Annotated in this window: 9 protein-coding genes and 1 rRNA gene; 5 read left to right on the top strand and 5 right to left on the bottom strand. The window is 34.2% G+C overall.

The annotated features are described in order from the left end of the window. Positions 1–2 precede the first annotated feature (2 nt). Positions 3–1,307, bottom strand: a complete 1,305-nt coding sequence (locus AMQ68_RS07615; protein ID WP_123905644.1) for a helix-hairpin-helix domain-containing protein — start codon at positions 1,305–1,307, stop codon at positions 3–5. 207 nt (positions 1,308–1,514) lie between these two features. On the opposite strand from AMQ68_RS07615, the gene AMQ68_RS07610 reads away from it, so the two are divergent. Beyond that, complete coding sequence (locus AMQ68_RS07610; protein ID WP_054510060.1) at positions 1,515–2,600, top strand: serine hydrolase; 1,086 nt, start codon at positions 1,515–1,517, stop codon at positions 2,598–2,600. Positions 2,601–2,678: 78 nt separating this feature from the next. Here the strand turns inward: AMQ68_RS07610 and AMQ68_RS07605 are convergent, their stop codons facing one another. Continuing rightward, a complete protein-coding gene (locus tag AMQ68_RS07605) occupies positions 2,679–3,020 on the bottom strand; it encodes a MerR family transcriptional regulator (RefSeq protein ID WP_054510561.1) in 342 nt (113 codons plus the stop codon). Positions 3,021–3,170: 150 nt separating this feature from the next. On the opposite strand from AMQ68_RS07605, the gene AMQ68_RS07600 reads away from it, so the two are divergent. After that, on the top strand, positions 3,171–4,052 hold the full coding sequence (locus tag AMQ68_RS07600) for an AraC family transcriptional regulator (RefSeq protein WP_054510059.1): 882 nt from the start codon (positions 3,171–3,173) through the stop codon (positions 4,050–4,052). Positions 4,053–4,274: 222 nt separating this feature from the next. On the opposite strand, the gene ccoG is transcribed toward AMQ68_RS07600, so the two are convergent. Continuing rightward, complete coding sequence (gene ccoG, locus AMQ68_RS07595) at positions 4,275–5,717, bottom strand: cytochrome c oxidase accessory protein CcoG (RefSeq protein ID WP_054510058.1); 1,443 nt, start codon at positions 5,715–5,717, stop codon at positions 4,275–4,277. A 260-nt stretch (positions 5,718–5,977) separates the two neighbouring features. Between ccoG and AMQ68_RS07590 the strand changes: the two genes are divergently transcribed. Next, on the top strand, positions 5,978–6,871 hold the full coding sequence (locus AMQ68_RS07590) for an SMP-30/gluconolactonase/LRE family protein (RefSeq protein ID WP_054510057.1): 894 nt from the start codon (positions 5,978–5,980) through the stop codon (positions 6,869–6,871). Positions 6,872–7,182: 311 nt separating this feature from the next. Here the strand turns inward: AMQ68_RS07590 and AMQ68_RS07585 are convergent, their stop codons facing one another. After that, entirely contained in the window at positions 7,183–8,490 is a 1,308-nt protein-coding gene (locus AMQ68_RS07585; protein ID WP_054510056.1) for a DEAD/DEAH box helicase, read from the bottom strand. 688 nt (positions 8,491–9,178) lie between these two features. Between AMQ68_RS07585 and rpsA the strand changes: the two genes are divergently transcribed. Continuing rightward, a complete protein-coding gene (gene rpsA, locus AMQ68_RS07580; protein WP_054510055.1) occupies positions 9,179–10,981 on the top strand; it encodes a 30S ribosomal protein S1 in 1,803 nt (600 codons plus the stop codon). Positions 10,982–11,099: 118 nt separating this feature from the next. On the opposite strand, the gene AMQ68_RS07575 is transcribed toward rpsA, so the two are convergent. Then, positions 11,100–11,570 carry a VanZ family protein gene (locus AMQ68_RS07575; RefSeq protein ID WP_054510054.1) on the bottom strand — a complete coding sequence of 157 codons (471 nt, stop codon included), beginning with the start codon at positions 11,568–11,570 and terminating at the stop codon, positions 11,100–11,102. A gap of 1,385 nt (positions 11,571–12,955) precedes the next feature. Between AMQ68_RS07575 and AMQ68_RS07570 the strand changes: the two genes are divergently transcribed. Beyond that, positions 12,956–14,040, top strand: a 16S ribosomal RNA gene (locus tag AMQ68_RS07570); the annotation flags it as partial.

The following is a 14,040-nucleotide window of genomic DNA, read 5'->3' as shown; positions in this document are numbered from 1 at the left end:
AATCAGTATTTCAAATACAGTTTCATTCTCGCCTCATATTCAGGTTTCAATTTCAACAATTTCCATATTTTCTTATCATCAGGATTGCTGAGACGATAAAAAATAATTTTATCTGCAGAATATTTAAAATAAGGATGATTTTTTAACCATTCTTCCGGAGCATCTACTAAAGTATATCTTGGAACGTTTGAGGTATTTAAAGGACATGTAGAAATTAGCTTGCCAACCAATTCTTTATCGATATTATAAGTGGTCAGAATTTGTTCTTTATTCATAAAACCGCCGAGCTTTTTTCTAAACCCGATGATAGAACCTGCAGCTTTTTCATCCAAACCAAACTCTAAAAGCTGTTTGAAAGTAATTGAATTCATATCTATTTTTGAAAAATCTGTTTCCTGTTGCTTGATCTCAACCTTCTTTCCTTCAGTTTTGGTGAAATTTGATGGATCAAGTTTAATATAAGGTTTTAACTCTTCAAATTTTTCTGCTGAAATCACAAAACATTTTTGAAGGTCTTCTATATTTTTAAAACTTCCTCTTAAGTTTCGATCACGATAATTAACGATGGTGTTGGCTTGCTTTTCTGAAAACCCGAAAGCTTTCCATCCTTCAATAGTCAATGTATTAGGATCAAAAGAGGAGTATTTGATTTTAGGTTTTTCTGTATTATAATTTTTACCATAGCTTTTATAATCTTCTGGAGTTTTTGAAGGCAAGATTAAATAAGGCTCCAATTTTTGATAGTTTTCATCATTAATAATAAAGCATTCTTTAAACTTTTCTTTGCTGATAAAACTTCCTCCCAAATAGCTTTTATATTTTACAATGGCTTCAGCCTGTCTTTCGCTAAAACCCATTTTCACCCAATCAGTTGTAGAATAATGATCTGGATTAAATTTCCCTGAAATACTAATGCTCTTTTTCTCAAAACTTTTAAAATGATTGGATTTAGAATCTTTATTAGTTTCTGGAAGCATGATGTAGGATTCTAATTCTGAAAATTTCTCAGGTGAAAAAGCATAACATTTTTTCAATTGCTCTTTAGAGGTAAATTTGCCTCCCACAATTTTTTTGTAGTTTAGAATCGTGGCAATTTGCTTTTCAGTAAAACCTAAATTTTGCCATTGCTTTTCATCGAGATCATTCGGTTCAAATTCTGATAAGTTGAGAGGAATGGTATTTTCAGAAATGAATTTTACATCAGAAAAATCTTCTTTTTCTTTGCTTGTGTATTTTTGAAAGGCCAATATAATAATCAGAAACATTCCCAAGAATGCCATTTTTTGGTAGTAGTTTTTTCTCATCATAGACTAAAATTAATGATATAATTAATTATGAGTCAATGACTAAGTTGGAATTGCTATTTTTTATAATATAAATTTGATGAATTAATAGAAAAGATTAATTAAAATGTTTTTTTAATCCTAATAATATTAATCTAAGTAGGTTCAGTTGTGTTGTTCATAGGAATGTAATATATTGGGCCTACTAATTTTAATGCTAATTGCTGCCAAATGAAAATAGTTAGAATACTATTAATAATCATTTTCTTATTATCCAATAAAGTTGCTGGACAGAATTTTGAAAATTCTGCTGAAAGAATTATGAGTAGAGATAGTATTCCCGAGATGACTTTTGCAGTAGTTACGAAAGATAGTATTTTGGTAAAAAGTATTTTAGGACATCATGAAATTAAAGAATTGGAAGGCAGGTCTAATGCTAATGTAAAAGACTTTTTTCATTTAGGCTCTAATACAAAAGCTATAACAGGATTTCTTGCAGGTTATTTGGTTGAAAAAGGAAAGATAAAATGGAGTACGAAGTTTTTTGATCTTTTTCCAGAATTTAAAAAAAAGTCAAATCCAGGTTATTATGATATCACTCTTGAAGATCTTCTGAGTCATAGAGCTAAAATACAGTCTTTTACAAGCGGGTCAGAATATAGGATACTTCCAAAATTCAAAGGTAATAAGTCTGAAAAAAGAAAACAGTTTGTTCAGCATCTACTCACTATTCTTCCTGTTGAAACCCATGAAAAATATCATTATTCGAATGCAGGATATAGTATTGCTGCTCTTATGCTTGAAAAAGTTTCAGGAGAATCTTGGGAAGCTCTTATGAAAGAAGTTTTAACAAAAAAATTAAAAATAGATTTTGTTTTTGGCTGGCCAAACCGGAATTTCAAAGAACAACCTTATGGGCATTGGATAGAAAAAGGAAAGATCGTTTCTGTTCCTGCTGACATTGAATACAATTTAGATTTGGCCGAACCTGCAGGAGATATAAGCATGGATATTGAAAACTATGCTAAATTCATTCAGCTAAATATAAAGGGATTATTAGGTGAAAATAATTTTTTAAAAGCTACAACCTATAAATTTCTACATGATGCTAAAGATGAATATGCTATAGGCTGGGGAAATTATAAAAAAGGAGGTAAACTTATTTCTGAACACGCAGGTTCTGACGGAACTTTTTTTTGTTATGTACAAATAGACAGGAAAAAGATGATTGGATATATTGTTATCGTTAATAGTGGAACTGAAGCAGCTCAGAATGGTGTATATGAAATGGTAAATATTCTAAAGAAAAAATTTTAATAAGGCCAGAGAATCTTCCTATGATTTTTAATACATAAGAATGAAGTAATTGTTGAAAAAACCGATAGGATATTTAAACTACTCCGGAGTATCTGCCAAAGACTCTTTAAGCTTTAGTAATTCAGCTTTTACAAACTCTAATCTGTCGATGATTGTCACAGTTTCAGAAATTTTAGAATTGGTTGTTAGGGCAATTCGGGCTCCGTCTAGCGTATAGCCTTTTTCTTTCACCAAATGGTAGATGATTTGAAGATTTTTAATGTCTTCCGGAGTGAAGTATCGGTTGCCTTTTTTGTTCTTTTTAGGTTTAATGATAGGGAATTCCTGCTCCCAATAACGTATCAATGAAGTGTTTACATCAAAAGCTTTCGCTACTTCTCCTATAGAATAATACAGTTTATCTGATAAATTTATCTTCATGTTACAAATCCTAAAACTCAAAGATAAATATTTTTTAAAGCTTGTTACAAATACAGTACATAAAATGTTGGTTTTTGTAGGATAAATCATGTAGAAAGTCATTCAGGAGCTTTGAATTTTTTCTTTATTTTTGAGGTAAATTAAAATAAGATGAATTCTATCTCAGTCTTACATATCGATCTTTTTCAGTCTGGGAAGAATGCGTCAGATTTTTATTTTAATACAATGAAAGATCATTTGGTTTCCAGCCATAAACATATTGAGAAACCACACCGTCATGATTTTTACGTTACCGTACTTTTTACCAAGGGAAAAGGAGTTCACGAAATCGATTTTCAGAAGTATGAAGTTTCTGAGGGAAGTATTTTCTTTTTATCGCCGGGGCAGGTTCACAGTTGGGAACTTTCGGAAGATACAGATGGTTATATTTTCTTTTGTTCGCAGGAATATTATGATATGCACTATGTCAACCGAAAATTACGAAGCTTTCCTTTTTTTAGTTCACCGGCGTTTCCTAGAAAGTTTCAGTTTGAATCGGGAGAGTTATTTAAAATAATCAGTCTGTTTCAGCAAATAGAAGAGGAGCATCATTCTCAAAACATGATGAAAGATGATCTTATTCTTTCTCTTATGTCTCAGATTTATATCAATACCACAAGGCAGTTTTCTAAAGATTGGGATACCATAAGTTCACCAACAAGCATTTCTTACTTTAAACATTATCAGGATTTTGAAAATTTGGTTGAACATTATTTTACAACCCAAAAATCAATTGCATATTATGCGTCTGTAATGGAAATTTCACCAAAGCATTTAAATAGAATTACCCAAACGGTAGTTCAAAAAACGGCAACAGAAGTGATTACCGAAAGAGTTATTCTGGAAGCAAAAAGAATGCTGATGTACCTTGATGAGAGCTTGGTAGAAATAGCTTTCCGATTGGGATATGAAGAATATTCTTATTTTGTGAGAGTCTTCCGAAAAGGTTCAGGAATGACTCCCACGCAATTTATTAAGAAATATAAGGTTTAAATTTTTTGTTTCTGGATCCTTTTTTCAACCAAAAAAGACAGGTAAAAGTTATTGTAAACTAATGTGTTCTTATCAGCAGTTTTAGATTAAACTATAAATAACTAAAGTGTCAAAAAAATTCTCTTTTTATGGTTAAAAGAAATAATTTTACACTCAAACACTCAAACACTCAAACACTCAAACACTCAAACACTCAAACACTCAAACACTCAAACCTAGAAACTACAGCGATAACTTAAAAGGTCCTTCAAAATTAGTCTCAAAAGAATCTAGCATTTTCCCATCTTCATCAAATACACCGATGGTCATATTTTGTTTTGAAAATTTAATATCTTCTTCAGGAAAAGTAATATTGATATTTCCTTTTAAAATTTCATCCCCTTTTAAGATGATTTTATCGGATCCAAAGAATGTTATTTCTGCATTTTTAGGATTCATTACTTTTATAGTTAATGTTTTCTTCTCATTTGTTTTGTTGAGTAGGGTATAGATAAAAGTATTCGTTATTTTTTCGTTTTTAATAAAGAAAGTAGATCCTGCAGGTTTGATGAATTTCGCTTCCATAGAACCTCGGTCGTACATCAAATATCCAAGGAAACCAATCAATAAAAGAAGAAAGGCAGTGGTAACCTTCATTCTTGAGGTAAATTTGAATTTCTCCTGGTTTTCAATCTCAGCTTCGGTTGCATATCGTACCAATCCTTTTGGAAGACCCACTTTTTCCATGATCTCATCGCAAGCATCAATACATGCTGTACAGTTCACGCATTCTAATTGTTGTCCGTTTCTAATATCAATTCCTGTTGGGCAAACAACCACACATTGCTGGCAATCGATGCAATCTCCTTTGCCTTCAGCTTTTCGGTCTTCTCCATTTCTCCATTTTGAACGGTTTTCTCCTCTTTTGAAATCGTAGTAAACATTTACGGTCTGTTTATCGATCAACACACCCTGAAGCCTCCCGTACGGACAAACCAAAGTACAAACCTGCTCGCGAAGCCAAGCAAAAACAAAATAAAAAGTCATGGCAAAGCCTACCATTCCTATGAATTTTAAAGAATGGTCGGCAGGACCTTCATTCATGATCTTGAAAACCTCTTCATAACCCACAATATACATGAACATAAAATGAGATATAATAATAGAAATCAAAGCAAAAATTGACCATTTTGTGACTCTCTTTCTTATTTTTTCAGCATCCCATTCCTGTCTGTCGAGTTTCATTTGTTTATTTCTGTCACCTTCGATCCAATAATCAATTTTTCTGAAAACACTTTCCATAAAAATCGTTTGCGGACAAAGCCAACCGCAGAATATTCTTCCGAAAACTACTGTAAAAAGCATGACAAAAATAACCGAAGTAACTGCTCCCAGCGCCAAAATAAAAAAGTCCTGGAGGTAGAATGGCTGTCCAAAAATGAAGAAACGCCTGTCGATAACATTGATCAGTAAAAAAGGATTGTTATTGATCTTTACAAAAGGTAATCCGAAGAATAAAGCTAAAAGAAAGTAGCTCACATAATTTCTGTAATTGGTGTATTTTCCTTTTGGCTTTCTTGGGAAAACCCATTTTCGGTTTCCGGTTTCATCCATCGTACCTACCGAATTTCTAAAAGCTTCATTTTCAATATCTGAAGTTTTAATTTCGCCGGATTGTGTGCTCATCGCTTAGATTGTTTTAAATTGAATAGCCCTTTTCAAACTTGATTTTTCTCTCATTTTACGTTTCAGATAATAAAGAAAACATCTTTTGATTAGACTCCTGCAAAGCTCTGCATTAAACCAATTAATTACTAATACCATCTACTTCAAAAATAGGACAATTAGGACATTGTGATTTCATGGTTTTTAATATCTCAAAATGATAAAATAAACTTTGAATCTTATCGTTGATATCGTAAATTGTAACCCTTAAATAATGAAGAATGAAAAATATCTTTAAAATAAGTTTGATTGGTTTGGTTTTCGCATTAGTAAATTGCAAATCAGTAAATTATAGTAAAATGTTCTATGAAGGTATAAAACCGGAAAAGGTTTCCGATAAATTTAGTTTTACGGAAGGTCCATCTTCGGATAAAGTAGGGAATGTATATTTTACAGACCAACCTAATGATAAGATTTATTATTGGGATTGGAAAACCAACCAGGTAATCGTTTTTTTAGATAAATCAGGGAGAGCCAACGGAACGCATTTCGATAAAGATGATAATTTAATCACTTGTTCGGATGATAATGGGGAAATCTGGAAGATATCAAAAGATAAAAAAGTACAAATTTTGTCGAAAGGTTTTGAAGGAAAAAGACTGAACGGACCAAACGATGTTTGGAATGACGAATTTGGAGGAATGTACTTCACCGATCCTTTATATAAAAGAGATTATTGGGTAAATTTCAAACAGGAAATTCCACACAAAAGTTTGTATTACAGAAATAAAGAAGGGAAAATAACGAAACTTGAAACATTCACCCAGCCTAACGGTATTGTAGGAAGTGAAAGGTATAAAAAGCTATATGTTTCGGATATTGATGCCGGAAAAACGTATATGTATGATATTTTGGGTGAAGGAAAGTTATCCGAGAAAAGATTATTCTGTGAAATGGGTTCAGACGGAATGACGCTTGACAAACACGGAAATCTCTATTTAACAGGTAAAGGAGTGACGATTTTTAATCGTGAAGGAAAAAAGATCTATCAAATTCCGATTGATGAAGAATGGACTTCCAATGTTACTTTCGGAGGAAAGAATAACGAGATCTTGTTTATTACGGCTTCAAAATCGGTATATACTTTACCGACAAGAGTGAGAGGAACGAGATAATATTAAAAAAGATTGTCATTGCGAGAAGCAAAGCAGCGAAGTAATCTCAACTTGAAATTAAGAGATTGCTTCACCTTCGGTTCGCAATGACAATTTTTGTTTACGAATAAACATATATCAATAGAAACGGGCTTTAGCCCGTTTTTTTATTACAAGTAAATCAATTTGGCTTTAGCCAAAACCTAAAAGATGTTTTAATCCTTAAGATTTTGCTTTGTTCTATTCGGAATGACAGTGCCAATGTCATTTCGATGATAGGAGAAATTTCTTACTATCCTTAAACTCTAAAACAAAATCATAATGGTTCAAATTTAGTAAGCTACTTCAATTTTCACTTTCTTACCTTTCAGTTTTTCAGTACTCAATTTATCAAGCAATGTTTTGACTTTCTTTCTTGAAACGGCAACATAAGAAGTTGTATCTTTTACTTCTATCAGGCCAATTTCTTCTTTTTTAAGTTGTCCTTTTTTTATAAGGTATCCAACGATATCTACTTTATTCACCTTGTCTTTCTTTCCGGCGCTGATGTAAATCGTTTGTAAAGAAGTCTTTTCTGGAAATGTATTAAATCCAGCAACACTTTCTTCAGGAGTATCACTTTTAATAAATGGGAAATTCTCTTCCGCAGTCATAATAAGATACGCAAAACCTTTGGCGTTCATTCTCGCGGTACGTCCGTTTCTGTGAATGAAAGCATCTTCTTTATAAGGCAATTGATAATGAACAATAGATTCAATTTCAGGAACGTCCAATCCTCTTGAAGCTAAATCTGTTGTAATTAAAATTCTTGCAGAATCATTTCTGAATTTCAGCAATGCACGTTCTCTCTCGTCCTGTTCCATTCCGCCGTGGAAAGTTTCTCTATCGATTCCTTTTTCAGCTAAAAGGTCAGAAATACGGTCTACAGCCTCACGGTGATTACAGAAAATCAACGTTCTTTTATTTCCTATTTTACAGATCAAATTAAATAAAGTATCTAGTTTTTCCTCAGAGATCGTCATTACTTTTCGCAATTGAATATCTGGTTTTGCATCACCTAACTTTAAGAAATCAATGATTTTTTCATCTTGCAATCCTGTGAACTTCGGAATTTCAGCCATTGCGGTAGCAGAAGTTAAAATTCTTTGAGAAAGACCTTTTAGAGAATTAGAAATGTATTCCATATCCTCCTGAAAACCTAATTCCAATGCTTTGTCAAATTCATCCAATACCAACGTCTGAATTGTTTCAGGATTGAAATTGTTATTTTTTAAATGGTAAGCAATTCTTCCCGGCGTTCCGATTAAAACTGCTGGAGCTTCAATTAAATTATTGATCTCAATTTTTTTATCGTGGCCTCCATAACAAACAGAAACTTTAAAATCTGTTCCCATTGATTTAAAAACCTGCTCAATTTGCAGCGCCAATTCTCTTGCGGGAACTAAGATTAAAGCTTGAATTCCTGAAGTCCCTTTTTTCAAATTTCGAAGGACCGGAAATAAAAAGGCAAGCGTTTTCCCTGAACCTGTAGGAGAAAGTAAAACAACATCAGTATTGTTTTCAGTGGTCTTGTATGTAGATTTCTGCATCTGATTCATATCCTGAATCTGCAGTTTTTGATATATTGATTCTAATTCCATTTTGCAAAGGTAGTAATTTTAGGTGGCAGGTTTTTTAGTTTATGAGTTTGAGGGTTTGAGAATTTTAGAGAGCGTTACTTTTCTATTGTAGACTTAGAAATTGTTTTTACGACTGTCATTCTGAAAGAAGCGAAGCGGAGTGAAGAATCTATTATTACTGATTACCTATTATTCATTAATTATATTTTTGTAGCTATTTCCCGCTTTCCACTGTATCTTTTTTGTTACGGCCTCTGCTTTGCTCCAGCCGCAACAAAAAAGGATGTCGTTTCAATCGGGGCTAGGGTATTTGTCGTAATTATAAATTCCCGTCATTACGAGGAGCGAAGCGACGAAGCAATCTCACTAATATATTAATAGGTTATTTTGCGTTGTCGAGATTCTTCCAGAATGACAAATTTTATGATTAAACTTGATGTTTTTAATACTTTTGATACTTCAAAGAGATTGCTTCGTCGCTTCGCTCCTCGCAATGACAAAATATTTATTGTTTGATTATTAGCGAGTTATATTTCAATTGAATGCCTTTAAAACTATTGTTCATTAAAAATAAATTTCATATCTTTGCACCACTTTTTGTGGCTAAGGTTTGAAAAGGTAAATTATTATAAATTAATTACTTCCGTATTTTTTAAAGCCGCATTTATTCGAACCATTAAAAAAGAAGGAATACAAATTTTATTAGAAAATGTCAAAAGAGACAAATTCAGCAGAGGTTATTTTAAACCAAAACGTAGCACCAGAACAATTTGATTGGGATTCTTTCGAATCAGGTCTTGATGCAGACGCAAGAAAAGAAAAAAGCGATTTAGAGGAAATCTACAACGGATCTCTTAGCAGTTTAAATGATAACGACGTTATCACTGGTAAAGTTGTAAGATTAACAGATAAAGAAGCTATCGTTGACATCGACTTCAAATCAGAAGGTGTTATTTCTCTTAACGAATTCCGTTACAACCCAGGCCTAAAAGTAGGTGATGATGTTGAAGTAATGGTAGACAGAAGAGAAGACAAAACAGGACAGTTACAGTTATCTCACAGAAAAGCTAGAACGCTTAAAGCTTGGGATAGAGTAAACGAACTTCACGAAACTGGAGAAATCGTTAACGGTTTTGTTAAGTCTAGAACTAAAGGAGGTATGATCGTTGACGTTCACGGAATCGAAGCATTCTTACCAGGTTCTCAAATTGATGTTAAGCCAATTAAAGATTACGATCAGTTCGTAGGTAAAACTATGGAGTTCAAAGTTGTGAAAATCAACCCTGAGTTCAAAAACGTAGTTGTATCTCACAAAGCATTGATCGAAGCAGATATCGAAGGTCAGAAAAAAGAAATCATCGCTCAACTTGAAAAAGGTCAGGTTCTTGAAGGTACTGTTAAGAATATTACTTCTTACGGTGTATTCATTGACTTAGGAGGTGTTGATGGATTGATCCACATTACAGACCTTTCTTGGTCTAGAGTGAACCACCCATCTGAAATCTTAGAAGACGGACAGACTGTAAAAGTTGTTATCCTTGATTTTGATGACGAGAAAACAAGAATCCAATTAGGTATGAAGCAATTAGAAGCTCATCCTTGGGATGCTCTTTCTGCTGACATGAAAGTTGGAGATAAAGTAAAAGGAAAAGTAGTAGTTCTTGCTGACTATGGTGCATTCGTAGAAATCGCTCCAGGTGTAGAAGGATTAATCCACGTTTCTGAAATGTCTTGGTCTACTCACTTAAGATCTGCAGGTGATTTCGTGAAAGTAGGTGATGAAGTTGAAGCTGAAGTATTAACTTTAGATAGAGAAGACAGAAAAATCTCTCTTGGTATCAAGCAATTGTCTAAAGATCCATGGGAAAACATTGAAACTAAGTACCCAGTTGCATCTAAGCATGTAGGAACTGTAAGAAACTTCACTAACTTCGGTGTATTCGTTGAGTTAGAAGAAGGTATCGACGGTTTAATCTATATCTCTGATCTTTCTTGGACTAAGAAAATCAAGCACCCATCTGAGTTCTGTGCAGTTGGTGATAAATTAGATGTTGTAGTTCTAGAACTAGACATCCAAGCTAGAAGATTATCTCTAGGTCACAAGCAATTGACTGAGAACCCATGGGATAAATTCGAAACGAAGTATGCTGAGGGAACTATCCACGCTGGTAAAGCGGTAGACGTTCACGATAAAGGAGCTTCTGTACAATTCGAAGATGCTGAAGTTGAAGCATTCTGTCCTTCAAGATTATTAGAGAAAGAAGATGGATCTAAAATCAAAAAAGGTGAAGATGCTCAATTCAAAGTAATTGAATTCAACAAAGAATTCAAAAGAGTAGTAGTATCTCATACTGGTATCTTCAGAGACGAAGAGAAGAAAAACGTAAGAGATAACTCTAGCAACAACAGATCTAACAATACATCGTCTTCTTCAAACAACGAAGAAAGATCAACTCTTGGTGATATCGATGCATTAGCAGAATTGAAAAGAAAAATGGAAGAAGGTAAATAATCCTTATCTCATTTCTAAATAATGAAGCCACTCGTAAGAGTGGCTTTTTTTATGGTGTTTATCTTTCTGAAGCTTTTAATAAATAAATTTTCATTATAATATAATAGATAGAAATAATTTAAGAAGCTTTTTGCAATGTATATTTTTCTTCTATAAGACCAAAATGGAATTTTATATTGCCAAGATTAATCCATGTTACATATTTAAATAGAAAGAAACCAATAGACATTCCCAATGTATTTAAAAGTATATCATCAATATCTGCAACGCCACGACCTGAGTAATATTGAGTGATTTCAATAGCTGTAATAGCAACAATGAAAAATAATGTTATAGGAAGAATAGAGTTGAATTTTTTCACCATCAATCCTAACCATCCAAATGGACTGAATACAAAAATATTTCCTATTATATTAATGATAAAATCTTTTGATGAAATATGAGCGCCAGAAAAGAATAAATGAATAGTATGGAAAGGTCTTATTTGCATGTAGCCAATTTCAGAAGCTTCTCTTCCTGATCCATAAAACATCATATATAATAATAGAAGAGTATAGATCGTAATGAATATTGCAAAATATTTTTTCATAAGTGTGTGTTTAAATTAGTACTAAAAAGGATTGTTCACTCATAAATGCTTCAATTTTTATCATTTACTAAGGATAAAGGTGCTGCAAGAATCCTACCTTATGACCTAATATTTGTAAACTTTATACTTCTTTACTATTATTTAACACAAAATAAGAATTGATAGATATTGAAAAATAACTCTCATACTTTCCAGTTCAAAATTTATCAGGAGCTCAATCCAGCTCTCCACTCATACTCCTCACGCCATCGCGCTCCAAGGCTCAATCCCTCTCACGCTCCAACGCAATGTTGCGGGGTACCCGTTTCTATCTGGGCTAGGGTATTGGTCATTCTTTTCAACAGTTAGCATTAGCATAAAGTTTGTCATCCTGTAAGGATCTCAACAGCGAAATTCAAAAAAAGGGTAGAGATTCTTCACTCCACTACATTCCATTCAGAATGACAGATTCATGAAATACTTTGAAATAAAATAAGACAACTATGTATTCGAGGATAAATACCTCAAGGCTTACCTCGGGGATTATTTATTGGTAATCCTCATTCTCTCTAAACCTAACAGGTTTCAAAAACCTGTTAGGTTTGCCTTAAGAGTAAAAAATCAACATTTCATCCATCCACTAATACCTATCCTCAATTCATTCTATACCTAACTTTTCAAACATCTGCGAAAATCTGTGGGAAACAAAAAACAGTAATTCCTTGAGGCCTCACATCTAAGCCCCAACCCAAACCTCATAGGTTTCAAAAACCTATGAGGTTATATATAATAGGAACACTTCCCAAAAGTATTTTAAGCAGTATAAAGCAGTCTTATAACATATTCAAAACCCCAATCGAATAATGTGGATAACTACAAAATACTACATAACGTTAATTAAATCAATTATTTAGAACGCTTACTTCTCCACAAACCAATCCCAATATAAACATTAAGTTAATAAAGTTTGGAGTGGTAGGTAAAAAGAGGCTACTTTTGCCCCACTGAAAAACGATATGTTGATTGGTAGCGCAGAAGATAGTAAGACAAGATCTACACAACAAAATACAGTCAAAAAATAACTTAAACTTTTTCTTAGAAAGAGTTGGAAAAGTTAAAAAGATTTGTATCTTTGCAGTCCGGTAAAACGGGAGCAGAGGAGTAGAAGATAAGGAGTGTTGAAAACGAGGTTAGGGTTATTTACAAGACACTAAATTAAGTTAGAAAACGCTTTGTCAATTAGAAATAAAGTTTTACTTTTGCACACGCAAATCTATACTGAAAACGACAGAAAATTAGGTATAGTAAAAAGCGTAAGATATAAGAAGATCATTGAAAAATAGATATAACAACCAAGTAAGGAAAAGACTAGAACGTTAATAACTTTGAGTGAGTCAGACAAACATACAATGGAGAGTTTGATCCTGGCTCAGGATGAACGCTAGCGGGAGGCCTAACACATGCAAGCCGAGCGGTATTTGTCTTTCGGGACAGAGAGAGCGGCGTACGGGTGCGGAACACGTGTGCAACCTGCCTTTATCTGGGGGATAGCCTTTCGAAAGGAAGATTAATACCCCATAACATATTAAGTGGCATCACTTGATATTGAAAACTCCGGTGGATAGAGATGGGCACGCGCAAGATTAGATAGTTGGTGAGGTAACGGCTCACCAAGTCAATGATCTTTAGGGGGCCTGAGAGGGTGATCCCCCACACTGGTACTGAGACACGGACCAGACTCCTACGGGAGGCAGCAGTGAGGAATATTGGACAATGGGTGAGAGCCTGATCCAGCCATCCCGCGTGAAGGACGACGGCCCTATGGGTTGTAAACTTCTTTTGTATAGGGATAAACCTTTCCACGTGTGGAAAGCTGAAGGTACTATACGAATAAGCACCGGCTAACTCCGTGCCAGCAGCCGCGGTAATACGGAGGGTGCAAGCGTTATCCGGATTTATTGGGTTTAAAGGGTCCGTAGGCGGGCTCGTAAGTCAGTGGTGAAATCTCATAGCTTAACTATGAAACTGCCATTGATACTGCGAGCCTTGAGTAAGGTAGAGGTAGCTGGAATAAGTAGTGTAGCGGTGAAATGCATAGATATTACTTAGAACACCAATTGCGAAGGCAGGTTACCATGTCTTAACTGACGCTGATGGACGAAAGCGTGGGGAGCGAACAGGATTAGATACCCTGGTAGTCCACGCCGTAAACGATGCTAACTCGTTTTTGGGGCTTTAAGCTTCAGAGACTAAGCGAAAGTGATAAGTTAGCCACCTGGGGAGTACGTTCGCAAGAATGAAACTCAAAGGAATTGACGGGGGCCCGCACAAGCGGTGGATTATGTGGTTTAATTCGATGATACGCGAGGAACCTTACCAAGGCTTAAATGGGAATTGACAGGTTTAGAAATAGACTTTTCTTCGGACAATTTTCAAGGTGCTGCATGGTTGTCGTCAGCTCGTGCCGTGAGGTGTTAGGTTAAGTCCTGCA

This window comes from Chryseobacterium sp. ERMR1:04, assembly GCF_001297705.1.
In the GTDB taxonomy this organism is placed as follows: Bacteria; Bacteroidota; Bacteroidia; order Flavobacteriales; family Weeksellaceae; genus Chryseobacterium.
This window is presented reverse-complemented; position numbering and strand designations above follow the sequence as displayed.